Raw genomic sequence first — 24,530 nt, 5'->3', positions numbered from 1 at the left:
GAAACCTCCACGTCGTCGGGCACGAATCATCGAGCACGGCGGCCCGTGAAAGTCCTTACGGGTTGAGGACGGTCAGGGTGTGCGCGAGTCCCGCCGCATGGGGTGGTCGGGCGGAACCTGCACCAGGACGATCCGGACGCCGTCCGGATCGGCGAGCCAGGCCTCGTGCAGGCCCCACGGCTCCAGCCGCGGCTCGCGGGTGAACTCGGCGCCGCGCTCGCGGAGTTCGGCGACGGCGCCCGCGAGGTCGCGCACCTGCAGCCACAGCGCGAGGTCGGGCGACGCGGGCTCGGACCCCTTCGACGAGAGCTCCAGTTGTCCGCCGCCGAGGAAGAACACCGTCCCGCCGGGAAACTCGCGGAAGATCGCGAGGCCGAGGACGTCGCGGTAGAACGCCATGGACCGCTCGGGGTCACGCGGATGGATGATCACGCGGCTCGTCAGGAACTCCACACCACAAGTCCTACCGGGGATCCGGCTCGCGCGCGACTACGCTCGCGCCCCGTGCGAGCTACCTCTGATGACCCCCGACCCGCCCGCGGCGCGGTCCGGGAGGCGTCCACCGACCGTCCCGCCACCATCGACTACGCCCCGGATCTCGACGGGAACGCTGATCCGGGCGAGATCGTCTGGGCCTGGGTGCCCTATGAGGACGATCCGGAACGCGGCAAGGACCGGCCGCTGCTGGTCGTCGGACGGGAGGGATCGCGGCTGCGGGCGCTGATGCTGTCGAGCAAGACTCCGCACGATCGCGAGCGCGACGACTGGCTCGAAGTCGGCTCCGGCAGCTGGGACCGCGACGCCCGGGTGTCGTACCTGCGGCTGGACCGGCTCTTCGACCTCGGCGAGGACGACCTCCGGCGTGAGGGCTCGATCCTCGAAGCGGACCGGTTCACCCTCGTCGCCGCCGCCCTGCGGGAGCGCTACGGCTGGCGCTGACTGGACACGCTCCCCGAAAAAGTGATATCACTTTGCTTAGCAATAGATATCCAGGGGAGGACGCTATGACCACACCACCGGACTTCGAGCGCCCAGTGCTGCCATCGCCGCGAGTGCGCGAGAAGGAGGCGTTCGGCGCGACCGGGCTGCCGCTGGCCGGGGCCGCGTTCGTGCTGACGGTCGCCGGGCTGGGGCTGATCGGCGTCGGCATCGGGGGGCTCGCGCACGGCGTGGACATCAGCACGCCGGTGGCGGCGGGGGCGATCGTCCTGGGCGTCGTCGCCGTCATCGCCGCCGGCATCGCGGCGGGCGGGCTCACGATGGTGGCGCCCAACGAGGCCCGGGTGCTGCAGTTCCTCGGCCGCTACACGGGCACGGTCCGGATCGACGGCCTGCGCTGGGTGAACCCGTTCACCACCCGGCGCAAGGTCTCGACCAGGATCCGCAACCACGAGACCGCGGTCATGAAGGTCAACGACGCCGACGGCAACCCGATCGAGATCGCCGCCGTGGTGGTCTGGAAGGTCGAGGACACCGCCCGCGCGGTGTTCGAGGTCGACGACTTCATCGCCTTCGTCGCCATCCAGACCGAGACCGCGGTCCGGCACATCGCCAACACGTTCCCGTACGACGTCCACGGCGAGGACGCGATGTCGCTGCGGGACAACGCCGACGAGATCACCCGGCAGCTCTCCGCGGAGATCGCCGCCCGGGTCGAGGCGGCCGGTGTGCTGGTCATCGAGTCGCGCATCACGCACCTGGCGTACGCGCCGGAGATCGCGCAGGCGATGCTGCGCAGGCAGCAGGCGGGCGCGGTGGTCGCGGCCCGCTCACGGATCGTCGAGGGAGCGGTCGGCATGGTGGAGATGGCGTTGGCCCGGCTCGCCGAGAACGACGTGGTCGACCTCGACGAGGAGCGCAAGGCGGCGATGGTCAGCAACCTGATGGTCGTGCTGTGCAGTGACCGCGAGGCCCAGCCCGTGGTGAACGCCGGGTCGCTCTACCACTGATGGCCGAGCGCAAGAAGGTCCTCCTGCGGTTGGACCCGGCCGTGCACGACGCGGTGGCCCGGTGGGCGAACGACGAGCTGCGCAGCACCAACGCGCAGATCGAGTTCATGCTCCGCCGGGCCCTCGCCGAGGCCGGGCGGCTGCCCGACGGCGCGGGCGGCCTCCCCCGGCGAGGCCGCCCGCCCAAGGACGCGGAGTGAGTACTACTCGGCGACCTTCGTCCGCGAGGCGATGAGCTCCGTGTCCTCCTCGTCGAGCAGCGCGGGCTCGATGTCGGCGGTGCACCACTTGCACTTGAGCGCGTCGATCGGGACGAACTCCTTGCAGTAGGGGCACTCGCGGCTGCCCTGCGCCCGGAAGTTGCCCAGGCCCGCCTTCTTCATGAGCTTGACCAGGCCGAACAGCACAAGTCCGAGCAGGAGGAAGTTCAACAGCTCGGTGAGGAACGCACCGTATTTGAGCTCGGCGCCGTTGACGGTGAACATGAGGCTGCTGAAGTCGGGCTTGCCGAAGATCGCCGCGACCAGCTGCATCAGCACGTTGCCCGCCAGGCTCTCCACTAGCGCGGCGAACGCGGTGCCGATGATGAAGCCGAGCGCCAGGTCGAACATGTTCCCGCCGAGCGCGAACGCCTTGAATTCACTCCACAGGCCCTTCACTGACCGTCTCCTCTCGAATGCCACTTGTTGGTGTGACATTTCGGGGGACTGATCGTCATCTCGCAACCGGAAGAGCCGATGGGTGAGCCCAGGACCAGGCCTGTTAACCTTGCTCGACGCGCCGTGCGGCACTCCGCCCTGGAGGAGACCTGCGCGAGCAGGGCCACACGAAGTCAGCGGCGCGCAATCCGCGTTTTTGAATCGAGGAGTTACGCATGGCCAACATCAAGTCCCAGATGAAGCGCATCAAGACGAACGAGAAGGCGCGTCAGCGCAACAAGTCCGTCAAGTCCTCGGTCAAGACCGCGGTCCGCAAGTTCCGTGAGGCGACCGAGGCCGGCGACAAGGCCAAGGCCCAGGAGCTGCTGCAGGACGCCAGCCGCAAGCTGGACAAGGCCGCCGGCAAGGGCGTCATCCACGCCAACCAGGCCGCCAACAAGAAGTCGGCGATGGCCCTGGCGGTCAACAAGCTCGGCTGACCCAAGCCTTCTCGACGGCGCCGTCCACCTCACTGGTGGGCGGCGCTGTCGGCGTTTGAGGCTGGGCTGGCCTTCTCGCTTCCTGGTGGGCGGCGCTGTCGGCGGCTGGGGCACACTTCGCCCCATGGATCTGGACCCGAAGCCCACCTCCGCGGCCCGCACGTCGCTGTCGCACATCATGACCGCGCTGGAGACGAACCTCCTGGGCACGGTGCATGGCGGCGTCATCATGAAACTCGTCGACGACGTCGCCGGGGCGGTCGCCCAACGCCACTCCGGCGGCCCGGCGGTCACCGCCGCCATGGACGGCATGACGTTCCTGCACCCGGTCCGCGTCGGCGACCTGGTCCACGCCCACGCGCAGGTCAACTGGGCGGGCCGGTCCTCCATGGAGGTCGGGGTGCGCGTCCTGGCGGAGCCGTGGGACCGCGCGGGCGTCCCACCCACCAGGGTGGCCACGGCGTACCTGGTCTTCGTCGCGGTGGACGGCGACGGCAACCCCCGGGCGGTTCCCCCGGTGCTGCCCGAAACCCCGGAAGACGAACGCCGCGGTGTCGAGGCCGAGATCCGGCGCAAGAACCGGTTGGCCCGCCGCGACGAGATCCTCGCCAGCCGAACCCCCAAGCCCCCGACGGCGGAGTAGCCCAGCCACCGCCGCCTGCTCGAATGCACCCTGCGGCACCCATGGTTCGTCCGCACCGCGGCCTTCCTGATCGAACCGCGCCACCCCGCCAGCCACCCCGCCAGGCAAGGTGAGTCGCCCCACCAGGCACCCCGCGAGTCGCCCCACCAGGCAAGCGAGTTCGACATTCGCGATGCGCGAATGTCGAACTCGCTTGCTGGAAGGGGCGACTCGCTTGCCGGAAGGGGCGACTCGCGGGTGGGGTGGGCGGCACCTGGCCGGGGTGGGGCGTTCAGGTCACTCTCGGCGGTGTGCCTTGGCGAGTCGGAGGACGGCGCGTTCCAGGGCGTAGTCCGCGTCGGCGGCGACGCCCTTCACGTCGGCGTTGACCTCGGCGACCACCCGCATCGCCTCGACCAAGCCGGCGGGTTTCCACCCGCGACTCTGGGCCAGCGCCTTCTTCACCTTCCATGCGGGCATTCCCAGCTCGCCGGCCAACCGGAACGGGTCGGCCCGGCCCGCCCCGGACACCCGCGCGACAGTTCGGACGGCGTCGGCGAGCGCGTCGGCCACCAGCACGTGCGGCACCCCGAGGTGCATCGCCCAGCGCAGCGCCTCAAGGGCGCCGGGGACGTCGCCGGTCACGGCTTTCTCGGCGACCGCGAAGCCGGTCACGTCAGCGCGGCCCCGGTGGTACCGCCGGACCGCCTCCTCCGTCACCGCGCCCGCGGTGTCCGCCACCAGCTGCGCGGAGGCGGCGGCGAGTTCACGGAGGTCCGAGCCCACCGAGTCCACCAAGGCCGCGACGGCGGCCGCGTCGGTCTTGCCGCCCGCCCGGCGGATCTCGTTGCGGACGAACGCCTCCCGCTCTGCGGGCTTGGTGATCTTCGCGCACTCGGTGACGACTGCTCCTGCCTTGCGCATCGCGGCGACGATGTCTTTGCCCGCTTTGCGCCCGCCGCCGTTGTGGACGACGACGAACACGATGCCCTCGGCGGGGTTCTTCACGTACGAGATGATCACCGCCGCGATGTCCTGGGTGGCCTCGTGCGCGGCGTCGACGACGATCACCCGGCCTTCGGCGAACAGTGACGGCGAGACCAGTTCGGCCAGCTCAGGGGATGTGAGGTCGGCCACGCGCACCCGGGTGAGGTCGGCCGAGGGGTCGGCGAGCCGAGCCGAGTCGAGTGCGGCGCGGATCGCGCGCTCGACCAGCAATTCCTCCTCCCCCAGCGCGAGTTGCAGAGGTGCCGGGGTGACCGCGGGCGAGTTCACGCTGGGAATCCTGCCATGTACGGACGACACCCGCGGGCGCGCAACCACTCTCGGATACTGGACGCTCGGTGGCACCTGCCGGACACGGTGCCGTAGCGTCGTTGGCATAACTGAATACCGCTCATCCAGAGGGGCAGAGGGATCGGCCCGAAGAAGCCCCGGCAACCGGCGTGAGCCATGTCTTCCACAAGGGAGACGTGTGCGCGATCACGGTGCCAATTCCGACCCGCTTGCGGGATAGATGAGGAGATACCTCGCGATGACATCGGCAGTCGACGCCCAGCGTCCCACCACCCTCGACCTCGGTTCCGCGCGCGCTCTGTCGTGTCGTGAGTGCGGCCACCAGATCCCGCTCGCCGCGGAATTCGCCTGTGCCGAGTGTTTCGGCCCGCTTGAGGTGTCCTACGAGTTCGGCAAGATCACTCGTGCGGACATCGAAGCGGGCCCTCAGTCCATCTGGCGCTACCGCGGGCTCCTTCCCGTGCCCGCCGATGTCGACACCCACCCCAACACCGAGCCCGGCATGACCCGCCTGGTCAAGGCCGACCGCCTCGGCGCCGCGCTCGGCATCAAGAACCTCTGGGTCAAGGACGACACCGGCAACCCCACGCACTCCTTCAAGGACCGCGTGGTCGCCGTCGCCCTCGCCGCCGCCCGCCAGCTCGGCTTCTCCGTGCTCGCGTGCCCGTCGACCGGCAACCTGGCCAACGCCGTCGCCGCCGCCGCGGCCCGCGCGGGCTGGGACTCGGTCGTGCTGATCCCCTCCTCTCTCGAGCGCGCCAAGATCCTCACCACCGCCGTGTACGACGGCGCCCTGATCGCCGTCGACGGCAACTACGACGACGTCAACCGGCTCGCCACCGAACTGGCCGCCGAACACGAGGACTGGGCGTTCGTCAACGTCAACGTCCGCCCGTACTACGCCGAGGGGTCCAAGACCCTCGGCTACGAGGTCGCCGAGCAGCTCGGCTGGCGCCTCCCCGGGCAGGTCGTGATCCCGGTCGCCTCCGGCTCGCAGCTCACCAAGGTCGACAAGGCCTTCCGCGAGTTCGGCGACCTCGGCCTGGTCGAGGCCACCCCGTACCGCATCTTCGGCGCCCAGGCCACCGGCTGCTCCCCGGTGTCGACGGCCTACAAGGCGGGCAGCGACGTGATCCGCCCGGTCAAGCCGGACACCATCGCCCGCTCCCTGGCCATCGGCGCCCCCGCCGACGGCCCCTACGTCCTCGACTCCGTCCGCCGCACGAACGGCGCCGTGGAGGACGTGACCGATGAAGAGGTCGTCGAGGGCATCCGCCTGCTGGCCCGCACCGAGGGCATCTTCGCCGAGACCGCCGGCGGCGTGACCGTCGCGACCGCGAAGAAGCTCGTCGAGAACGGCAAACTCGACCCCGACGCGGAAACAGTCCTCCTCATCACCGGCGACGGCCTCAAGACCCTGGACGCCGTCCAGGACAAGATCGGCCCCCTCGCCACCGTCCCACCCTCAGCCGCCGCCGTGCGCGAGGCCCTGTCTCGTAGGTGATTCCGATGCTCTGGGGATCGAGCACGCTCGATCCCCAGAGCACGGCCCCAGGCCCCATTGACCGCGATCACCGCTCCCTCACCAAGCCTGCCGATTGATCCCACCATCCACAGAACGCAAGGGGCAGAACAGAACGGCCTGTTTGGGTGGTTCGCCTTGATTCGGGGCAAATGGGCCTAAACTTTCGGCGCGGGTGGGCTGTACTGTGCCCACCTTTTGAGCCCGCGCCAGGCCCATTTGGCGGGGTCCCCGAATCAAGGCGAACCACCCAAACAGGCACCCCGCGCCGGCCGGCCAGCCAGCCAGCCGCCCAAACAGGCACCCCGCGAAGCCAGCCTGCGAACCACCCCAAACCGGCGCCCAGCAACGAGATCCAGGCGGCCCACGAGCACCCCGCCGCCGAATCCCCGGCCCCGGCACAACCGCGCTATCACCCTCCCGATCGGTACGCGCCACAAGAGTCCCCAGATCCCGCAACACCTCCATAGTCCGCGGACTCGGATGCCCATACCGGTTCCGCGCCCCCACGCTCACCAACGCGACCCGAGCCCCCACCGCCGCAAGGAATTCCGGCGACGTTGTGCGGGAACCATGGTGAGGCACCTTCACAACGTCAGCCGAGATGTCCACTTGGGACGAAATCAGGTCGGCTTGCGCGGCTAGTTCGACGTCGCCGGTCAGCAGGACCCGTCCGGCGGCAGTGGACGCGCGGAACACCAGTGAGCGGTTGTTGATCGCGGTTCCGGTCGTCTCGTCGTCAGCTCTCTCCTTTCTGTTGTGGGACAACACTTCGATAGTCAGCGAGGGCCAGCTCAGCCGCTGACCGCCCGCCAGGTCGACCAGCGGCACCCCCGCCTGCTCGGCTTCGCGGCGCACTTGTCGCCACGCCCAGTCCGGGGTTCGGCCCGAGCCGACGGCGATGGCGCCGACCGACCGTCCCGAGAGGACACCCGCCAGGCCGCCGACGTGGTCGGCGTGGAGGTGGCTCAGGATCACCAGTGGCACCCGGGTGACCCCGAGCCGGTCGAGGCAGTCGTCGACCGGCCCCGCTTCCGGTCCGGTGTCGACCACGACCGCGCGGTCGGCCTCCCCCGCCGCCAGCGCGATGGCGTCTCCCTGACCCACGTCGCAGGCGACGGCCGCCCAGTCAGCAGGTGGCCAGCCGGGCGTGAGGACGCGGACCGGGACCACCACGACCAGCACCGCCACCAGCGCCAAGGCCAGCACCGACCGGCCCCGTCGAGAACGCCACGCCACAGCAATAGCGATCACGACGACCACCAGCAGCGCGCCACCCCACCAGCCGTCCGGCCACGCCACCGCCGCACCGGGGAAGTCCGCGGCGTGCCTGGCGACCGTGATCACCCAGTCCAGTTCCGGGCCCGCCAGCCGGACACACCAGTGCGCCGCCCACGGCCACACCCGCATCACCACGGCCGCGAGCACACCGAGCACGGTCGCCGGGGCGATGACCGGCGCGACCACGAGGTTCGCCGCGACCGCGATCAGGCTGAGCTGGCCACTCATCCCCGCCACCACCGGTGCCGTCACCACATGCGCCGCCGCCGGCACGGCGAGGGCTTCAGCCAGCCCCCGCGGCACCCGTCTCCGGGCCAGGGCGTCCGCCCACCGTGGCGCCAGCAGGACCAGGGCGCCCGTGGCCAGCACCGATAGCACGAACCCGAACGCGGTGGCCATCCCCGGGTCGACCGCGACCAGCACGATCACGGCCGTCCCGAGCGCGGGCAGCGCTGACCGGTCACGGCCCAGCGCGAGGGCCAACAGGCCGACCGCGCCCATGACACCGGCGCGCAGGACGCTCGGTTCCGGTCCGGCCAGGATCACGAACCCGACGAGCCCGAGCAGCGCTCCGGCCGCCGAGCCGTACGGGCCTGCCCGCACCGCCCGTAGAAGGAACAGGATCGTGAGGCACACGATCGCCAGGTTCGCCCCGCTTACAGCAAGAAGGTGGGCCAGACCGGCCACCCGGAACTCGTCGACCACGGTCGGCGAGAGGCCGTCGGTGTCGCCGACGATGAGCGCGGGCAGCAAGCCGGCGGCCTCCGCGTCGAGCACGCCTGCCGCCCGCCGCAGCCCGGCCCGCAGCGAGTCGGCGGTCTGCTGCCAACCGGGCGCCGCGCCCACCGATGTCGGCGGTCCACGCACCCGCAGGACAGCCACCGTCAGCTGACCAGACGCAGCAGGGGCAAGTGTCCCCCGCGCGGTGAGGGTCTGGCCGGGCAGCAGGTGTGACCACGGTTCGACCGGGGCCAGGACGAGCACCTGCGCGTGGCTGTCGACGCCCTCGGCGCCGACGACTGTCGCGGGGATGACCACGGACCCGATTCCCGGTTGCATCCCGCCGAATCCCGCCGTCCGCACCGGTTTCGGCCGCTCCCGCACCTCGACGTGGAGCACCACCGCCTGACCTCGGGCGGCCAGTTCGTGCAAGGGATCAGTTGCCGCGTCCCGGATCTGTCCCGTCACCGGCCACAAAGCGAGCACCCCGCAGAGCAACAGGGGCCACGCCGCCTGCCGGACCGGCCACCCGCCCGGCGAGACCTGACGCTTCGTTCTCGGGACCACCGCCAGGATCGCGATGGCCGCCAAGAGCATCACGCCGCCGACGACGACCGTGCACACCCAATGGACCAACAAGCCCAGAGCGGCACTGAGCCACAATGCGACCGCCGCGAGGATCAGCCTCCAGTCGTGTGTCGCGTGTGGACGGACGGGCGACGGCGGCATCGGATCGGCCCCCGCTACCTGACGGTGACGAGTTCGCGCAGGGATTCGTATTTGGCGGGACCGATTCCGTCCACCTCGCGAAGCTGGTCGACCTTGCTGAACCGACCATGTTTCGTCCGCCATTCGACGATCCGCAGAGCGGTGACCGACCCGACCCCGGGGAGCGTGTCGAGTTGGATGGGTGAGGCCGTGTTCAGGTCGATCGGCCCGGGCTGCGCGAGCTGGGCCGCGGCGGCGGGCGGAACCGGGACTCCGACGTGGAGCTGTTCGCCGTCGACCAGGCGGCGGGCCAGGTTGAGCCCGGTCACGTCAGTCGCGGGCAGCGTTCCGCCACTGGCCTGGATGGCGTCGGCGACCCGCGATCCCTCCGGCAGGGTCCGCAGGCCGGGCGCAGCGACTTTGCCGACCACGTCGACCACGACCCCCGGTTTCGCCGGGCTGCTCACCCGGTCGACCGCCGCGGCCACCGGGAGCTCCGGTGGCAGCTCGACCGTCGGGCTGCCCGAGAACGCGACGAAGGCGCTGATCACCCCGCCGACGAGCACGGCGGCGATCACCATGGCGATCGGGAAACGCCTGCGTGGCCGGTCGTCCGGGCTGAAGTCGCGGATGGCGGGTCGGCGCCACCAAGGCGTGCCCTCCGCGCTGGTCCAACGGGTGATCAGACGGCCGAGTCTGCCCGCGCGCCACCACACCGGGGCCGCGCGGCGATGTCGGGGTGTGGGGCTCTCGGCGGGTTCCGGATCGTCGGAGACAACGCGATAGCCGGCGTCGGGTGCGTCCCATGGGCGGTCGGCGGCCGCGGTCAGGCGGTGCAGGACGTCGTCGATGTGGTCGGTGCGGGATGGCCGGGAGTGCTTGGTGTCGAACATGGATTCGACGCTAGGGACGCCGACTCGGCTTCGGCAGACCCCGCGGTCGAGCTGTGGACAGCCCGCCGGAGGGTGTGGATGAACCGTCGGCGGCGGGCCGGATTGTCGGGCTCGTGTGCGATGTTGGGCGGTTACAGCCTGCCGGGGCAGATCACGACACCGAGCACCCCGGGGCCGGTGTGGGCGCCGATGACCGCGCCGAGTTCGGACACCACGCACCCCGATGACGAGCCGATTCGCTCGTCGAGGCGCGTCGCGAGTTCGGCGGCGCGGTCGGGTGCGGCGAGGTGGTGGACGGCGAGTTGCACCGGCTGGTCCCCGGCGGCTTCCGCGGCGAGGTCCACCAGCCGGGCGAGGGCCCGGCTGGTCGTCCGCACCTTCTCCAGCGGGACGATCTGGCCGTCGTGGACGTGCAGGATCGGTTTGACCGACAGCGCGGTCCCAAGAAAGGCCGCCGCGGCCCCGATCCGGCCGCCTCGGCGGAGGTAGTCGAGGGTTTCGACGAACATGAAGCTCTTCGTGTGCGCGGCGGCTTCCACGGCGGCGGCCTCGACCGCGGCTCCGTCACCGCCGTCCGCGGCGACGGCGGCGGCACGGAGGGCGGCGAAGCCCAGGCCCATCGCCGTGGTGCGGGAGTCGACGACGCGGACGCGATCCGAGCCGACCTCCTCGGCGGCGAGGCGCGCGGATTCCCAGGTCCCCGAGAGTTCGCTGGACAGGTGCACCGACAGCACGCCGTCCGCCCCCTCGTCGAGCAGCCTGCGGTATTCGGCGGCGAACTCGGCGGGGCTCGGCCTGGACGTGGTGACCACGCGGTGGTCCTTGAGCGCGGCGGCTAGTTCGGCGGGCCCGATGTCGATGCCGTCGCGGCCCTCGCTGTCGTCGATGTGCACGAACAGCGGCACGACATGGACCGCGTGCCGGTCCGCGAAACCCTCAGGGAGGTAGGCGGTCGAGTCGGTGACAACGGCGAACGGCACGACACGGGAGCCTAATCGGACGGACCGCTCGAACCTACGACAACCGCTGCGCGGCGCTACGCCGACCGGGCGAAAGAGTCAGTGCGAGTTCGGCTCGACCAGCGACGCGATGAGCGCGCCCAGGGCCTTGCCCACGTCGGCGTGCCCGGACCAGCCCCAATGCATGCCATCCGGGTTTCCATGGCCCTCCAGCACGTGCGCGCCGACGAGTTCAGCCGAGTCGAGCAGGCTCACCCCGGCTTCCTCCGCCCACTGCCGCATCGCGCGAACCGCGGCCTCACGGCCGGTGTGGACGAAGCCATAGGACGCGGCGCGGTGGTACCCGGGAAGCAGGGCGATCACTGGGAGGTCTGGCCGCAGGGACCGAATCGCCACGACGATCATGTCCAGGTAGCGGACGGTCAGCGCGGAGGGAAGCGCCACCGGCCGTCCCCTGGTGAGCCGCGCGAGAATGGGCTGGGCGGCGCTGTACCCCTTGCGCACGCCACGGCGCAGGCCGTCGGGCCGCAGGTAGCGGATGCCCTGGCGCAGGTAGGTCGGCAGCGGCGACGGCAGGGTGTCCATGCCGCCGACGGCCAGGACGAGCACGTCGGCCTTCGGCAGCTGCGCCCACACACGGGGATCACCGGTAAGAGACCAATAGGCGTCTCGCGCGGTCCAGCCGAAGCCTGCGAAGAGTTCGGTGTGGCCACCGATGGCCGAGGCGGCCACGTTGGGCCAGAGGCGCGCGTCGTCGGCCGGATGGGGGCCATCCGGGCCGTGGAAGCTCAGCGAGTCGCCGAACATCAGCACGGTGGGCACGGGGCTATCCGGTGATGCCCGCGTTGTACGCGATCAGGCGCCAGGACAGGCCGCTGGTCTCCCGGCGCGCGAGGACCGTCCAGTGGCAGTTGCTGATGCCCCCGAGTTGAGACCAGTTGGCCACGGGCAGGTCGAGGAGCCTGCCGGTCAGCGCCGTGATCAGGCCGCCGTGCGCGCACAGGACAGCCGTCTCCTCGACGCCGGTGTCGAGTTCGGCGACGACCTCGGCGGCGCGGGCGGCCACCTCGACCCGGGTCTCACCACCAGGCGGGGTGACCGTCGCGTCGGTCTGCCAGCGCCTGCGCACGCCCGGCCAGCCGTCGTCGACCTCGACGCTGGTCTTGCCCTGCCAGAGGCCGAGGTTGGTCTCCCGCAGCCGCTTGTCGATGCGCAGCGGGATGCCCATGGCCTCGCTGAACACCGTGGCGGTGTCGGTGGCGCGGCGCAGGTCGGAGGCGACGATGATGTCCGGGGAGAACCGGGCCAGCGCGGGGACCGCGAACCGGGCCTGGTTCCACCCCACATCGGTCAGATATGAGTCGAGATGGCCTTGCATCCGGCCGGAGGCGTTGTAATCGGTCTCTCCGTGCCGCCAGAGCACGAGAGTCCGCAGACTCACGCGTCCCCGTCCTCGTCGGCGGGTGGAGCCGCGTCGAACTCGATCCGGGGGCAGTCCTTCCAGAGGCCCTCGAGACCGTAGAAGACCCGCTCCTCGGTGTGCTGGACGTGCACGACGACGTCGACGAAGTCGAGCAGCACCCAGCGGCCCTCACGGGCGCCCTCGCGGCGGACGGGCTTGGTGCCCGCCTCGCGCATCTTCTCCTCGATGTTCTCGACGATCGCGCCGACCTGGCGTTCGTTCGCCGCGGAGGCGATCACGAAGCAGTCGGTGATGACGAGCTGGTCGGACACGTCCAGCACGATCACGTCGCTGGCCTTCTTGTCCGCGGCCGCGGTGGCCGCGACCAGTGCCAACTCGCGTGCGGCGTGCGTGGCTGTCACGTTTCTCCCTCAAGTGATAACGGGTACTACAACCCGTCGAGGGTACCTGGAGGCGCTCAGGCCTCCGCGACGTAGAGGTGGCGTTTCGAGATGTACTGCACTACGCCGTCGGGCACGAGGTACCAGACCGGCTCGCCGTCGGCCACGCGTGTGCGGCAATCGGTCGACGAGATGGCCATGGCCGGGACCTCGATGAGGCTGACCGAGCCGGACGGCAGGTGGGTGCCCTCAAGGTGGTAGCCGGGTCGCGTGACCCCCACGAAGTGCGCGAGGCGGAACAGCTCGTCCGCGTCGCGCCAGGACAGGATCTGCTGCATCGCGTCGGCGCCGGTGATGAAGAACAGCTCGTCGTCGGGGAATTTCGCGCGAAGGTCGCGCAGGGTGTCGACGGTGTAGGTCACGCCTGCCCGGTCTATGTCCACGCGGCTGACTGAGAACCGGGGATTGGACGCGGTGGCGACGACCGTCATCAGATAGCGGTCTTCGGCGGCGCTGACCTCGCGGTCGCTCTTCTGCCACGGGTGGCCGGTCGGCACGAAGATCACTTCGTCGAGATCGAACCGGGACTGGACTTCGCTGGCCGCGACCAGGTGGCCGTGGTGGATGGGATCGAACGTCCCGCCCATGATCCCGATTCGCCGCGACATAGCTGATCAGCGTACGGACAGGTATCGGGAAAGTCCTGAGATGTGTGGGCGGCGTCTCGCGAGGGGGGTTCGTGAGACGCCGCCGCACAACTGTGGGGACCGGTGGGCTGGGGGTTACCACCGGGCACGGCCCGCTCCCCTGCGGCGGCCGCGCACTGGTGAAACGAGCCCTGGGCTGGTCCATGACGCGGTTTGGATGACCTTTCCGGTATGACCGCCGACACTTCCGGACCGGCAGACTCAGGGGCATGGCTTGGGCTCCGATTCACGATTTCCCGTACACCCCCGTCCCTTACCGGCCGGAGCGGATCAGTGCGGATGAGGCGCTGCGCACGGCCGCGTCCATGCGGGAGAAGATGCAGACGCGGCGGACCGTGCGCGCGTTCTCGTCCGACTCCGTCCCGGAGCAGGTGATCATCGACGCGATCGCCATCGCCGCGACCGCGCCCTCGGGTGCCCACCAGCAGCCGTGGACGTTCGTGGTCGTCACCGACCCCGAGGTTCGCGCGCGAATCCGCGAGGCGGCCGAGGAGGAGGAACGGATCTCCTATGACGGCAGGCTCGGCGACGAGTGGCTCTCGGCCCTGCGTCCGCTGGGCACCGACGAGCACAAGCCGCACCTGACCGACGCGCCCTACCTGATCGTGGTCTTCGAGCAGCGGTACTTCCTCGACGGCGACAAGCAGCACAAGCACTACTACGTCGACGAGTCGGTGGGCATCGCCGTGGGCATGCTGTTGACGGCGCTGCACCTGTCCGGTCTCGCGGCGCTGACGCACACACCGAGCCCGATGCGGTTCCTCTCCGAGGTGTTGAACAGGCCGCGCAACGAGAAGGCGTTCGCGGTGATCCCGGTCGGCTACCCGGCCGAGGACGCGGTCGTCCCGGACTTGGTGCGCAAGGACCTCGACCAGGTGATGGTGCGGGTCTGACTGTTCGGCGGGCGCCGAACGGATCTCCGCCTAGCGTGGCGGAATGCGGAAATCAACGGACGGGACCTGGCTGGTCGACCAGCCCGCTGATGCGGCGGTCGCGCTCGACGTGCTGAGCGTCGCGGGGCCGAGCGGGCTGGTCGGCCGAATGGCCCGGTTCTCCGACGGTGCGGACCACGCGTGTCGGCGCGCCCAGGTCGAAGCCGTGCTGCCCGAGGTGTCGGGTCTGAGATCGGCTGCGGCGGCGCGGACAGGAACCCCGCGTGGGGAGTTCGACCTCATGCCGATCGCCCTTGGTGTGCCGGTCGCGGTGCTGGCCGAGGCGCTGGACGTCGAGGACGTCGCCGCGGCTGTCCGGCTGACCCGCGAACTGTGCGAGTCGCGTTCCGACGAGGCGTTCCTCGCGTTGGCGGCGCTGCTCTCCGACCCGGCCGCTGTCAGCGTGCTGTTCCAAGCCCACGACGCGACGGCGGCGCTCATCGCCGCGGCGGTGCTGGAGGGCGGAGTCGAACAAGCCGTGCGCAGCGCGCCCGTGCACCGCACGCAGCGCCGTACGGTCGAGGACACGGTCCTCGGCGGCGTTGTCCTGCCCGCCGGTAGCGCGCTGTGGGTGTCGCTCGCGGAGACCGGGACGTTCGGCGCGGGCCGACACGCCTGCCCCGGCTCCGCGTTGGCCACCGCCCTGGCTCACGGCGTGCTGGACGCACTCGGCGAGGTCAGCGTCGTGGCCGTCGAGTACGAGTCACGGCCGAACATGCGCCTGCCCGCCCGACTGATCGTGAGGACCCGATGACCTTCGCCGACCTGCACCACGGTCCGAGCCCGCTCATCCTCCCGAACGCCTGGGACGTCGCCTCCGGGCTGCTGCTGGCCGACGCGGGCTTCGCCGCGATCGGCACGACGAGCCTCGGCGTGACCGCGGCGGCGGGCCTGCCGGACGGCACCAACACCAGTCCCGACCTCACGATGGGCCTGGCCCGGGCGCTGGTCGGCAGGCTGAGCGTGCCGCTGACGGTCGACCTCGAAGGCGGCTACTCCGACGACCCGGGCGCGGTCGCGGCCCTCGCCGTCGAGTTGGCCGAGCTCGGTGCCGCGGGGATCAACCTGGAGGACGGCACGCGGCCCGTCGAGGTGCACGCCGCGATCATCCGCGCGGTCGCGGACGCCGCCCCGGGGTTATTCATCAACGCGCGAACCGACACCTACTGGCTCGACGACGGGCGGCGGGACGAGACGATCCCCCGCCTGCTCACGTACCGGGACGCGGGCGCCTCCGGTGTGTTCGTCCCCGGGCTGTCCGATCCCTCCGAGATCGCCGCGGTGGCCGAGCGGGTCGGGCTTCCGCTCAACGTCCTGTGGCAGCCGGGACTGGAAACCACCCCTGGTGTCGCGCGGATCAGCACCGGGTCGGCGCTCTACCGGCACGCCTTGGCCGCGGCCCTGGCGGTCGCGGACTGCGCTCGGACGGGTGCGAAACCGGTGACGACGGCCGTGAGTTATCCACAGCTTCAGGCCAGGCTGGGGATCTGAGTTCGGTTCTGTCGGCCGAATGGGGTAAGCAGGTAGACGTGGACGAGCAGGCATTGCGCGCATCAGCCGAGGAGCGTCTCCGCGCCCTCGCGGGTCCGGACGCCCAACTGCGGGAGGACCAGTGGACCGCGATCCGCGGTCTGGTCGCCGACCGCGGACGCGCCTTGGTGGTGCAGCGGACCGGGTGGGGCAAGTCGGCGGTGTACTTCGTCGCGACCGCGCTGCTGCGTGAGCTGGGTGAGGGGCCGACGGTGATCGTGTCGCCGCTGCTCGCCCTCATGCGCAACCAGGTCGACGCGGCCGCGCGGGCAGGCGTGCACGCGGCGACGATCAACTCGGCCAACATGCAGGACTGGGAGGCGGTGCACGAGGCCGTCGCCGACGGCAGTGTCGACGTGCTGCTGGTGAGCCCGGAACGGCTCAACAACCCGGACTTCCGCGACGCGGTGCTGCCGAAGCTGACGGCGTCGGCCGGTCTGCTCGTGGTCGACGAGGCGCACTGCATCTCCGACTGGGGGCACGACTTCCGGCCCGACTACCGCAGGCTTCGGACGCTCATCGCCGAGTTGCCGCAAGGCGTGCCGGTGCTCGCGACCACCGCGACGGCGAACAACCGGGTGGTCCAGGACGTCGCGCAGCAACTCGGACTGACCGACGACTCGATGGTGCTGCGCGGCGCGCTCGACCGGGAGAGCCTGCGGCTGGGCGTGCTGCGCCTGCCGACCGCGCAGGCCCGCTTGGCGTGGCTGGCGGAGAACCTGGAGCGGTTCACCGGGTCGGGCATCATTTACACGCTCACCGTGGCCGCGGCCGAGGAGTTGGCGTCGTTCCTGCGCGACCGCGGGTTCGAGGTGGCGGCGTACACCGGCCGGACCGACACCGCGGAACGGCAGCAGGCCGAGGACGACCTGCTGGCCAACCGGGTGAAGGCGCTGGTCGCGACGTCGGCGCTCGGCATGGGGTTCGACAAGCCGGACCTGGGATTCGTCGTGCACGTCGGCGCCCCGCAGTCACCGATCTCGTACTACCAGCAGATCGGCCGCGCGGGCCGTGGTGTGAAGCGGGCGGATGTGGTGCTGCTGCCCGGCCGCGAGGACAAGGACATCTGGTCGTACTTCGCCTCCCTCGCGTTCCCGGCGGAACGGGTCGTGCGGGAAGTGTTGGCAGCGTTGGACGACGCGGGCAAGGCGCTGTCGACGCAGGCGCTCGAACCCAGGGTCGACCTGGCCAGGGGCAGGCTGGAGATGGTCCTGAAGGTGCTGGACGTCGACGGCGCGGTCCGGCGGGTGCGCGGTGGCTGGGAGTCGACCGGGCAGCCCTGGGAGTACGACGAGGAGCGCTACTCGCGGATCGCGACCGCGCGGGAGTCCGAGCAGCGGGCGATCTTGGACTACCAGGACACCGACGGCTGCCGGATGGAGTTCCTGCTGCGCGAGTTGGACGACCCGCACGCGGCGCCGTGCGGCCGGTGCGACAACTGCACGGGTGAGCGCTGGAGCGACGAGGTCTCCGGCGCCAACGTTGACGCCGCGCGGGAACGGCTGCGCAGGCCGGGTGTGGAGATCACCCCGAAGAAGCAGTGGCCGACAGGCATGGCGACGCTGGGTGTGTCGCTGTCGGGAAACATCAAGGCGGGCCACAAAGCGGCGGCCGGGCGCGCGCTCGGCAGGCTCACCGACATCGGCTGGGGCAATCGTTTGCGGGACGTCTTCGCGGGCGAGGACGCCCCGATCCCGGACGACGTTTTCGACGCGTGCGTGAAGGTGTTGTCGGCGTGGGACTGGGAGCAGCGGCCGGTGGGCGTGGTGACGATCGCGTCCGGCAGCAGGCCGAACTTGGTCTCAAGTTTCGGTGCGCGGATCGCGGCGATCGGACGGTTGCCGCTGCTGGGTGAGATACGTACCGGTGGGCCGAGCGCACGGGCGAACAGCGCACATCGGTTGGCGCATCTGTGGGGATCCGTTCGCGTGCCTGAGGAACTCGCGGCCGCGGTGTCCGGAGTGGACGGACCAGTGCTGGTGGTGGACGACAAGATCGACTCAGGCTGGACTATGACCGTAGCCGCCGCGGCCCTACGCGACGCGGGCGCGGACGGCGTCCTCCCGTTCACCCTCGCCACAACAACCTAGCCGGCCCAGGGCGGGCCCTGGCGCTGATGGATTCCGGGAGGCGGACTAGTGATGGCGCAAGGGGACGAGGTCGTCCGCGTGCACGACCTCGCGGCGTTGGTCGTTGGGGAGGTGGTGGGTGGAGTGGCCGATCAGGGCCGGTAGCTCCGTCGAGTCGAAGTTCACGACCCCCCGGGCGACGACCTTGCCCGTGGAGTCGGCGAGTTCGACGACGTCGCCGAGGCCGAAGTCGCCGGAAGTAGAGGTGATGCCCGCGGCCAGCAGTGAGCGGCGGCGAACGACAACCGCCGCGACGGCGCCGTCGTCGAGAACCAAGCGGCCCGCGGACTCGGCCGCGTAGGCGAGCCAGAAGCGGCGGGCTGAGAGCCTGCGCCCGGCGGAGGCGAACGCGGTGCCCACGCCTGCCGAGGTCAACGCTTCGGGGGCGTGCGCCGAGGAAGCCAACAGCACCGGGATACCTGCCGCCGAGGCGAGGCGGGCGGCGGCGAGTTTCGATGCCATACCACCGGTTCCGAGGCCGGAGGCGCCGGTCGCGCCTGCAACCACTCCGTCCACATCGGACGCGTCGGCCACCTCGTCGATGCGACGTGCGGCACCTCGCCGGGGGTCGCCGTCGTACAAAGCGTCCACATCGGACAGCAGTACCAGCGCGTCGGCGCCGATGAGGTGGGCCACCAAGGCCGCCAGGCGGTCGTTGTCGCCGAAGCGGATTTCCTCGGTGGCCACGGTGTCGTTCTCGTTCACCACCGGGACGATCCCCAACGCCAGCAACCGGGACAGGGTCCGCTGAGCGTTGCGGTAGTGGGAGCGACGGACCACATCGTCGGCGGTGAGCAGAACCTGCCCGACCGTCAGCGAATAGCGCGCGAAGGAGGCGACGTAAGCGTGCCCGAGCACCAACTGCCCGACGCTCGCGGCCGCCTGCTGGGTCGCCAGGTCACGCGGCCGCCGCGGGATGCCCATCGGGGCGAGACCCGCGGCGATGGCACCTGAGGACACCAGGACGACCTGGCTGCCCGCCGCCCGCCGGGCGGCGACGGCGTCGACCAAGGCGTCGAGGCGGGCCGGGTCCAGCCCGCCTTCGGCCGTCGTCAGCGACGACGAGCCGACCTTCACCACGATGAGCCGCGCCGAGGTCACCGCCTCGCGGGTGGCCGAGCGCAGGGTCACTCGTCGTCGTCCTCGTCCTTGCGGGTGCGGCGCGCCTGCTTGGCGACCTTGCGCTCGGCGGCACCGATGCGTTCGGGCTGGTCGAGCCGGGGGTCGCTGCCGCGGCCGTGCATCATCATCGCGACACCGGCCGGGGTCGACGGCTCCCAGTCGAACGTGTGCGTGCCGATGGTGACCGGGCAGCCGGGGCGTGCGCCCGCCCTGGCCAGGGCCTCCTCGACACCCAGCCGCGCGAGGCGGTCGCCGAGGTAGCCGACGGCCTCGGTGTTGGTGAAGTCGGTCTGGCGCACCCACCGCTGCGGGCGCTCGCCGTGGACGATGAAGCCGCCCTCTTCGTCCGGGTCCGCCTCGATGCGGAAACCGGCGTCGTCGACCGCGGTGGGCCGCAGGACGGTCCGGGTGGCCTCGGGCGCGGGCTTGCTCGCCCGGTCCTCCTCGATGACCTTCGCCAGCGCGAAGCTCAGCTCACGCAGACCTTCGCGGGTGGCGGTCGAGACCTCGAACACTGGCAGTCCGCGCGCCTCGATCTCGGGCCGGACCAGCTCGGCAAGCTCGCGCGCCTCCGGCACGTCGATCTTGTTCAGCACCACGATCCGCGGCCGGTCGTTGAGGTCGCCGCCGAGCGACGGGGTGTAGAGCGACAGCTCCTGCTCGAGGGCGTCGATGTCGGAGAGCGGGTCGCGGTCGGCCTCGTAGGTCGCGCAGTCGACCACGTGGACCAGCACCGAGCAGCGCTCGATGTGGCGCAGGAAGTCCAGGCCGAGGCCCTTGCCCTGGCTCGCCCCCGGGATCAGGCCCGGGACGTCGGCGATCGTGTAGACCGACTCCCCCGCCGTGACCACGCCGAGGTTCGGGACCAGGGTGGTGAACGGGTAGTCGGCGATCTTCGGCTTGGCCGAGGACATCACCGCGATGAGCGACGACTTGCCCGCGGACGGGAAGCCCAGCAGGCCCGCGTCGGCGACCGAGCGCAGCTCCAGGACCAGGTCGCGGGTCTCCCCCGGCTCGCCGAGCAGGGCGAACCCGGGCGCGCGGCGGGCCTTGGAGGCCAGCGCGGCGTTGCCGAGACCACCCCGGCCGCCTTGCGCGGCGACGAAGCGGGTGCCGTGGCCGACCAGGTCGACGACGATCTCGCCTTCCGGCGTGAGCACGACGGTGCCGTCGGGCACCTTCCACTCCACGGTCTCGCCGGTGGCGCCGTCGCGGTTCGCACCGCCGCCCTGCTTGCCGCTGCCCGCGTCGGCGTGCGGGCGGAAGTGGAAGTCGAGCAGCGTGTGGACGTTGCTGTCCACGACGAGGACGACGTCACCGCCGTTGCCGCCGTTGCCGCCGTCGGGGCCGCCGAGAGGCTTGAACTTCTCCCGGTGCACCGACGAACAGCCGTTGCCGCCGCTGCCCGCGGCAACATGGATGACCACTCGGTCGACGAATCGGGACACTGGAATTTCCTCTCAAGAACGAACAAAAGACGAGGGGTGAGCCGGATGCGATCCAGCCCACCCCTCGTCGGAGTCTTGCAGTCGAACGACTTACGCAGCCGTTTCGACGGGGACGATGTTGACGGTCTTGCGACCGCGCTTCTCGCCGAACTGGACCGCGCCCGCGGCCAGGGCGAACAGCGTGTCGTCCTTACCGCGGCCGACGTTCACACCGGGGTGGAACTTGGTGCCGCGCTGACGGAGCAGGATTTCGCCGGACTTGACGACCTGGCCGCCGTAGCGCTTCACGCCGAGGTACTGGGCGTTGGAGTCACGCCCGTTACGCGAGCTGGATGCACCCTTTTTGTGTGCCATGGCTGCTCAGGTCCTCACTTAACCGTGATGCCGGTGACCTCGACGCGGGTCAACTTCTGACGGTGACCCTGACGCTTGTGGTAGCCGGTCTTGTTCTTGAACTTGTGGATACGAATCTTGGGGCCCTTGGTCTGCTCGACGACCTTGCCGGTCACCGAAACCTTCGCCAGGGCGTCCGCGTCGGTGGTGACGTCGGTGCCGTCGACAACGAGCACCGCGGCGAGGCTCAGCTCGGTGCCGGGCGTGCCGACAAGCTTCTCGACCTCGACGACGTCGCCGACAGCCACCTTGTACTGCTTGCCGCCGGTCTTGACGATCGCGTACATCGGGAAGGCTCCTGCTTACTAGACAATGGGGGTCATGGGTGCCCTGGCTCCGGAAAGAACCACACCGAGCTGGGCTTCTCACGACACGGCCCACCGAACGGCGGGCCGTGTCACAGGTTACGTGGCCGTGGGAATCGAGGTCAAACCGGGGTGGCCAATGGTGATGGTGATGCTCGCCATCAGCCCTCCTGACCTGCGTTGACCGGCGGGCCGGCGGGCCGCGAGGCGGTCCGACGGCTGCGCCTGCGGGGGGCCGAGACGGCGGGTGCCGCCACGGGTGCCGCGGGGGCTGCCGGAGCCTCCACGACGGGCTCGGGCGCGCGGCCGTTGCTGACGTTGTCGTGCTCCGCGTGACCGTCGCCGGACACGTCACCCAACGCCTGGGCCACGGGGGCCTCGACGGCGGGTTCAGGGGCCTTGACGGGTTCAGGAGCCTTGGCGGGCTCTGCGGCCTTGACGGGCTCAGCAGCCACCGGTTCGGCGTCGTGGTGACCGTCGTCGGCGTGCTTGACCGTCGCCTTGGCGATGGTGGCGACGGCGTTCTTCACGTCGTCGCGCACCGGCTCGTCCTTGACGACCGGCTGCTGCTGGTCCTTGCCCTTGTCCCGGTCGCGGTCCCGGCCGCGGCGCCTGCCGCCGCCGGTCTGCTCCGGCTCCTTCTCCTTCTGCGGAGCGGGCTGCTGCTGCTGCTGTTGCTGCGGCACGGGAGCGGCCTTGGCGGTCTCGGTGCTGACCACCACGCCACGGCCCTTGCAGTGCTCACACGTGTTGCTGAAGGCCTCCAGCAGGCCCGTGCCGACCCGCTTGCGGGTCATCTGCACGAGACCCAGCGAGGTGACCTCGGCGACCTGGTGGCGCGTGCGGTCGCGGCCAAGGCACTCGGTGAGCCTGCGCAGGACCAGGTCCCGGTTGGACTCGAGCACCATGTCGATGAAGTCGATGACGATGATGCCGCCGATGTCGCGCAGCCGGAGCTGGCGGACGATCTCCTCGGCCGACTCCAGGTTGTTGCGGGTCACCGTCTCCTCGAGGTTGCCACCGGATCCGGTGAACTTGCCCGTGTTGACGTCGATGACCGTCATCGCCTCGGTGCGGTCGATGATCAGGTAGCCGCCCGAGGGCAGCCAGACCTTGCGGTCGAGCGCCTTGAGCAGCTGTTCGTCGACCCGCGTCTCCGCGAAGACGTCCTTCGGGCCCACGTGGCGGCGGACCCGGTCGAGCAGCTCGGGGGCCACGTGGCGGACGTAGGAGTCGATTGTCTCCCACGCCGTCTCACCCTGGACCGCGAGCGTCGAGAAGTCCTCGGTGAACAGGTCGCGGACGACCTTCACCAGCAGATCCGGCTCCTCGTAGAGCAGCGAGGGAGAGCCGGCCTTCTTGACGCCGTTGGTGCCTTCGGACTTGTCCTTGATGACCTGCCACTGCGCCTGCAGACGGCGGACGTCGCGGCCCAGCTCTTCCTCGCTGATGCCCTCCGAGGCGGTGCGGATGATGACGCCCGCGTCCTCGGGGACGATCCGCTTGAGGACGTCCTTGAGCCTGCGCCGCTCGTTCTCCGGCAGCTTGCGGGAGATGCCGGTGGCGCCGCCGCCGGGCACGTAGACCAGGAAGCGGCCGGGCAGCGAGATCTGGGTGGTGAGCCGGGCGCCCTTGTGGCCGATCGGGTCCTTGGTGACCTGCACGAGCACGCTGTCGCCGGTGGACAGGGCCTGCTCGATCTTGCGGGCCTTGCCTTCCAGGCCCGCGGCGTCCCAGTCGACCTCACCGGCGTAGAGCACGGCGTTGCGGCCGCGGCCGATGTCGACGAAGGCGGCTTCCATGCTGGGCAGCACGTTCTGGACACGGCCCAGGTAGACGTTGCCGACCAGGGAGCCGGTGCCGGTCGAGGTGACGAAGTGCTCGACGAGCACACCGTCCTCCAGGACCGCGATCTGCGTGCGGTCCGGGTTCTCCCGCACGATCATCGCGCGGTCGACAGCCTCACGGCGGGCCAGGAACTCGGCCTCGGACAGGATCGGGGCGCGCCTGCGGCCTGCCTCGCGGCCGTCGCGGCGACGCTGGCGCTTGGCCTCGAGCCGGGTGGAGCCGCGCACGCTGCGCACCTCGTTGCGGGCGTCGGCGGCCTCGGTCTTCTCGTCGCGCACCTCGCGGACGTGGACCACGGTGTTCGGCGGGTCGTCCGGGGTGGACTCGGTGGCCGAGTAGTCACCGTCGTCCCCGCCCTTGCGGCGACGACGGCGGCGGCGACGACGGCTGGCGGCGTCGCCGGTCTCGTCGTCCTGGGTGGACGGCTCGTCCTGCGCGGGCTCTTCGGCCTCGGCGGTGTCGTCGGCGTCCGTCCGGGTGTCGGTCGACTCCGGCTCGTCGTTGACGCCCTTGCCGCGCCCGCGGCCGCGGCGACCACGGCGACGGCGACGGCTGGCGCCACCGTCCTCGTCGTCATCGTCGGCGTGCGACTCGTCGGCCGGTTCGGCGGCCTTGGGAGCGGCGGCTGCCTTGGGGGCGATCTCCTCGACCGGCTCCTCGTCGCGCTCCTCGCGCCGCTTGACCGGGGCGGGGGCCGCGACCGGCTCGGGCGGGAGGAACAGCGGCGACGCGGAGGCGAACACCGGCGTCGGCGGTATCCGGGCCTTGCGCGGGGCCACGGGCTCCGGCTCGACCGGCGCCTCGACGGGCTCACTCGCCCTGTCGACAGTGTCGAGGCCAGTGTCGTCGCTGGTCAGGGCCTCGGCGACCTTGATGGCGACGTCGCGGCTGACGCTGGACTGCGCGCCGCGCACCTCTTCACCGAGGTCGGTGAGGGCGCTGATGACGTCCTTGCTGCTGACTTCCAGCAGCTTCGCGAGGGCGTGCACCCGAACCTTGGCGGGAAGATCCGCCAGCGCCGCATGGGTAGTTGTGGTGGTAGCCCCGCCGGTGCTTCCGGCAGGGTTCGACATATCCGACATGTAACTCCTCCGCCCCCGGGCGCGTCCCTGCAGACGCGGCCGCTCAGGGGCCTAGTTGTGTTTCCACCGCGCAAGGCGGCGGGAATCCTCGCCTCTCGCCGTCTCGATGCCGGTCATGGGACCGACACCGGCTGACGGCAGGT

Annotated in this window: 25 protein-coding genes and 1 riboswitch; of the genes, 10 read left to right on the top strand and 15 right to left on the bottom strand. The window is 70.7% G+C overall.

Annotated elements, in window-relative coordinates:
* Positions 1–72: 72 nt before the first annotated feature.
* Complete coding sequence (locus tag C8E96_RS17625; RefSeq protein ID WP_091372339.1) at positions 73–453, bottom strand: VOC family protein; 381 nt, start codon at positions 451–453, stop codon at positions 73–75.
* Between the two features lie 51 nt (positions 454–504).
* Here C8E96_RS17625 and C8E96_RS17620 point away from each other — a divergent pair, with 51 nt between their 5' ends.
* The 3 genes from C8E96_RS17620 to C8E96_RS17610 all read left to right on the top strand — a co-directional run bounded on the left by C8E96_RS17620 (position 505) and on the right by C8E96_RS17610 (position 2,149).
* Positions 505–939, top strand: a complete 435-nt coding sequence (locus C8E96_RS17620) for a type II toxin-antitoxin system PemK/MazF family toxin (protein WP_228769764.1) — start codon at positions 505–507, stop codon at positions 937–939.
* Positions 940–1,004: 65 nt separating this feature from the next.
* On the top strand, positions 1,005–1,949 hold the full coding sequence (locus tag C8E96_RS17615; RefSeq protein ID WP_091372348.1) for an SPFH domain-containing protein: 945 nt from the start codon (positions 1,005–1,007) through the stop codon (positions 1,947–1,949).
* Positions 1,949–2,149 (top strand): hypothetical protein, encoded by a 201-nt coding sequence (locus tag C8E96_RS17610; RefSeq protein ID WP_091372352.1) that lies wholly within the window; start codon positions 1,949–1,951, stop codon positions 2,147–2,149. The genes C8E96_RS17615 and C8E96_RS17610 overlap by 1 nt, the downstream gene beginning before the upstream one ends.
* A gap of 3 nt (positions 2,150–2,152) precedes the next feature.
* Here the strand turns inward: C8E96_RS17610 and mscL are convergent, their stop codons facing one another.
* On the bottom strand, positions 2,153–2,608 hold the full coding sequence (gene mscL, locus C8E96_RS17605; protein WP_091372357.1) for a large conductance mechanosensitive channel protein MscL: 456 nt from the start codon (positions 2,606–2,608) through the stop codon (positions 2,153–2,155).
* A 215-nt stretch (positions 2,609–2,823) separates the two neighbouring features.
* On the opposite strand from mscL, the gene rpsT reads away from it, so the two are divergent.
* Together rpsT and C8E96_RS34405 are read left to right on the top strand one after the other, a co-directional pair.
* Complete coding sequence (gene rpsT, locus C8E96_RS17600) at positions 2,824–3,087, top strand: 30S ribosomal protein S20 (RefSeq protein WP_091372360.1); 264 nt, start codon at positions 2,824–2,826, stop codon at positions 3,085–3,087.
* 124 nt (positions 3,088–3,211) lie between these two features.
* A complete protein-coding gene (locus tag C8E96_RS34405; RefSeq protein WP_091372364.1) occupies positions 3,212–3,730 on the top strand; it encodes an acyl-CoA thioesterase in 519 nt (172 codons plus the stop codon).
* Between the two features lie 276 nt (positions 3,731–4,006).
* Here C8E96_RS34405 and holA read toward each other — a convergent pair whose 3' ends face one another.
* Positions 4,007–4,984: a DNA polymerase III subunit delta gene (holA, locus tag C8E96_RS17590; protein ID WP_091372370.1), complete on the bottom strand. Its 978-nt coding sequence runs from the start codon at positions 4,982–4,984 to the stop codon at positions 4,007–4,009.
* A 118-nt stretch (positions 4,985–5,102) separates the two neighbouring features.
* A riboswitch (SAM riboswitch) is annotated at positions 5,103–5,232 on the top strand.
* A gap of 11 nt (positions 5,233–5,243) precedes the next feature.
* On the opposite strand from holA, the gene thrC reads away from it, so the two are divergent.
* Positions 5,244–6,509, top strand: coding sequence for a threonine synthase (gene thrC, locus C8E96_RS17585; RefSeq protein WP_091372373.1), 1,266 nt, complete (start codon positions 5,244–5,246; stop codon positions 6,507–6,509).
* A 78-nt stretch (positions 6,510–6,587) separates the two neighbouring features.
* On the opposite strand, the gene C8E96_RS17580 is transcribed toward thrC, so the two are convergent.
* From C8E96_RS17580 to nadD, 7 genes are all read right to left on the bottom strand, one after another.
* A complete protein-coding gene (locus C8E96_RS17580) occupies positions 6,588–9,257 on the bottom strand; it encodes a ComEC/Rec2 family competence protein (RefSeq protein WP_091372378.1) in 2,670 nt (889 codons plus the stop codon).
* A gap of 14 nt (positions 9,258–9,271) precedes the next feature.
* A complete protein-coding gene (locus C8E96_RS17575) occupies positions 9,272–10,129 on the bottom strand; it encodes a ComEA family DNA-binding protein (RefSeq protein WP_091372381.1) in 858 nt (285 codons plus the stop codon).
* Between the two features lie 131 nt (positions 10,130–10,260).
* Positions 10,261–11,109, bottom strand: a complete 849-nt coding sequence (locus tag C8E96_RS17570; RefSeq protein WP_091372386.1) for a DegV family protein — start codon at positions 11,107–11,109, stop codon at positions 10,261–10,263.
* Between the two features lie 78 nt (positions 11,110–11,187).
* The gene (gene octT / locus C8E96_RS17565; RefSeq protein WP_091372963.1) at positions 11,188–11,895 is read right to left on the bottom strand and encodes a diglucosylglycerate octanoyltransferase; all 708 of its coding nucleotides are present in this window, start codon (positions 11,893–11,895) and stop codon (positions 11,188–11,190) included.
* Between the two features lie 19 nt (positions 11,896–11,914).
* Positions 11,915–12,529, bottom strand: a complete 615-nt coding sequence (locus C8E96_RS17560; RefSeq protein ID WP_091372389.1) for a histidine phosphatase family protein — start codon at positions 12,527–12,529, stop codon at positions 11,915–11,917.
* The gene (gene rsfS / locus C8E96_RS17555; protein ID WP_091372392.1) at positions 12,526–12,912 is read right to left on the bottom strand and encodes a ribosome silencing factor; all 387 of its coding nucleotides are present in this window, start codon (positions 12,910–12,912) and stop codon (positions 12,526–12,528) included. The genes C8E96_RS17560 and rsfS overlap by 4 nt, the downstream gene beginning before the upstream one ends.
* A 56-nt stretch (positions 12,913–12,968) precedes the next feature.
* Positions 12,969–13,559, bottom strand: a complete 591-nt coding sequence (gene nadD, locus C8E96_RS17550; protein WP_091372397.1) for a nicotinate-nucleotide adenylyltransferase — start codon at positions 13,557–13,559, stop codon at positions 12,969–12,971.
* A gap of 248 nt (positions 13,560–13,807) precedes the next feature.
* On the opposite strand from nadD, the gene C8E96_RS17545 reads away from it, so the two are divergent.
* The 4 genes from C8E96_RS17545 to C8E96_RS17530 are packed head-to-tail and all read left to right on the top strand — an operon-like array spanning position 13,808 to position 18,150.
* Complete coding sequence (locus C8E96_RS17545) at positions 13,808–14,491, top strand: nitroreductase family protein (RefSeq protein ID WP_091372401.1); 684 nt, start codon at positions 13,808–13,810, stop codon at positions 14,489–14,491.
* A gap of 43 nt (positions 14,492–14,534) precedes the next feature.
* Positions 14,535–15,284, top strand: coding sequence for a cytochrome P450 family protein (locus tag C8E96_RS17540; protein WP_091372404.1), 750 nt, complete (start codon positions 14,535–14,537; stop codon positions 15,282–15,284).
* Positions 15,281–16,021, top strand: coding sequence for an isocitrate lyase/PEP mutase family protein (locus C8E96_RS17535; RefSeq protein WP_091372410.1), 741 nt, complete (start codon positions 15,281–15,283; stop codon positions 16,019–16,021). The genes C8E96_RS17540 and C8E96_RS17535 overlap by 4 nt, the downstream gene beginning before the upstream one ends.
* 38 nt (positions 16,022–16,059) lie before the next feature.
* Positions 16,060–18,150, top strand: a complete 2,091-nt coding sequence (locus C8E96_RS17530; RefSeq protein ID WP_091372415.1) for a RecQ family ATP-dependent DNA helicase — start codon at positions 16,060–16,062, stop codon at positions 18,148–18,150.
* Between the two features lie 45 nt (positions 18,151–18,195).
* Here the strand turns inward: C8E96_RS17530 and proB are convergent, their stop codons facing one another.
* The 5 genes from proB to C8E96_RS17505 form a co-directional block, all read right to left on the bottom strand.
* The gene (gene proB, locus C8E96_RS17525; RefSeq protein WP_091372418.1) at positions 18,196–19,320 is read right to left on the bottom strand and encodes a glutamate 5-kinase; all 1,125 of its coding nucleotides are present in this window, start codon (positions 19,318–19,320) and stop codon (positions 18,196–18,198) included.
* On the bottom strand, positions 19,317–20,759 hold the full coding sequence (obgE, locus tag C8E96_RS17520; RefSeq protein WP_091372423.1) for a GTPase ObgE: 1,443 nt from the start codon (positions 20,757–20,759) through the stop codon (positions 19,317–19,319). The genes proB and obgE overlap by 4 nt, the downstream gene beginning before the upstream one ends.
* Positions 20,760–20,849: 90 nt before the next feature.
* Positions 20,850–21,113, bottom strand: coding sequence for a 50S ribosomal protein L27 (rpmA, locus tag C8E96_RS17515; RefSeq protein ID WP_091372427.1), 264 nt, complete (start codon positions 21,111–21,113; stop codon positions 20,850–20,852).
* 14 nt (positions 21,114–21,127) lie between these two features.
* A complete protein-coding gene (gene rplU, locus C8E96_RS17510) occupies positions 21,128–21,439 on the bottom strand; it encodes a 50S ribosomal protein L21 (RefSeq protein ID WP_091372430.1) in 312 nt (103 codons plus the stop codon).
* Between the two features lie 179 nt (positions 21,440–21,618).
* Positions 21,619–24,387 carry a translation initiation factor IF-2 N-terminal domain-containing protein gene (locus C8E96_RS17505; protein ID WP_091372435.1) on the bottom strand — a complete coding sequence of 923 codons (2,769 nt, stop codon included), beginning with the start codon at positions 24,385–24,387 and terminating at the stop codon, positions 21,619–21,621.
* Between the last annotated feature and the right edge of the window lie 143 nt (positions 24,388–24,530).

The sequence above is a fragment of the Actinokineospora alba genome (assembly GCF_004362515.1).
In the GTDB taxonomy this organism is placed as follows: domain Bacteria; phylum Actinomycetota; class Actinomycetes; order Mycobacteriales; family Pseudonocardiaceae; genus Actinokineospora; species Actinokineospora alba.
This window is presented reverse-complemented; position numbering and strand designations above follow the sequence as displayed.

What these genes read in the sequence shown, in the direction of transcription:
- C8E96_RS17580 (WP_091372378.1), bottom strand. Translation starts at nt 9,257, where the DNA reads ATGCCGCCGTCGCCCGTCCGTCCACACGCGACACACGACTGGAGGCTG.
- C8E96_RS17540 (WP_091372404.1), top strand. Translation starts at nt 14,535, where the DNA reads ATGCGGAAATCAACGGACGGGACCTGGCTGGTCGACCAGCCCGCTGAT.
- thrC (WP_091372373.1), top strand. Translation starts at nt 5,244, where the DNA reads ATGACATCGGCAGTCGACGCCCAGCGTCCCACCACCCTCGACCTCGGT.
- rpmA (WP_091372427.1), bottom strand. Translation starts at nt 21,113, where the DNA reads ATGGCACACAAAAAGGGTGCATCCAGCTCGCGTAACGGGCGTGACTCC.
- nadD (WP_091372397.1), bottom strand. Translation starts at nt 13,559, where the DNA reads ATGTCGCGGCGAATCGGGATCATGGGCGGGACGTTCGATCCCATCCAC.
- C8E96_RS17505 (WP_091372435.1), bottom strand. Translation starts at nt 24,387, where the DNA reads ATGTCGGATATGTCGAACCCTGCCGGAAGCACCGGCGGGGCTACCACC.
- C8E96_RS17535 (WP_091372410.1), top strand. Translation starts at nt 15,281, where the DNA reads ATGACCTTCGCCGACCTGCACCACGGTCCGAGCCCGCTCATCCTCCCG.
- rpsT (WP_091372360.1), top strand. Translation starts at nt 2,824, where the DNA reads ATGGCCAACATCAAGTCCCAGATGAAGCGCATCAAGACGAACGAGAAG.
- rplU (WP_091372430.1), bottom strand. Translation starts at nt 21,439, where the DNA reads ATGTACGCGATCGTCAAGACCGGCGGCAAGCAGTACAAGGTGGCTGTC.
- octT (WP_091372963.1), bottom strand. Translation starts at nt 11,895, where the DNA reads ATGTTCGGCGACTCGCTGAGCTTCCACGGCCCGGATGGCCCCCATCCG.
- C8E96_RS17575 (WP_091372381.1), bottom strand. Translation starts at nt 10,129, where the DNA reads ATGTTCGACACCAAGCACTCCCGGCCATCCCGCACCGACCACATCGAC.
- C8E96_RS34405 (WP_091372364.1), top strand. Translation starts at nt 3,212, where the DNA reads ATGGATCTGGACCCGAAGCCCACCTCCGCGGCCCGCACGTCGCTGTCG.
- C8E96_RS17545 (WP_091372401.1), top strand. Translation starts at nt 13,808, where the DNA reads ATGGCTTGGGCTCCGATTCACGATTTCCCGTACACCCCCGTCCCTTAC.
- C8E96_RS17610 (WP_091372352.1), top strand. Translation starts at nt 1,949, where the DNA reads ATGGCCGAGCGCAAGAAGGTCCTCCTGCGGTTGGACCCGGCCGTGCAC.
- C8E96_RS17615 (WP_091372348.1), top strand. Translation starts at nt 1,005, where the DNA reads ATGACCACACCACCGGACTTCGAGCGCCCAGTGCTGCCATCGCCGCGA.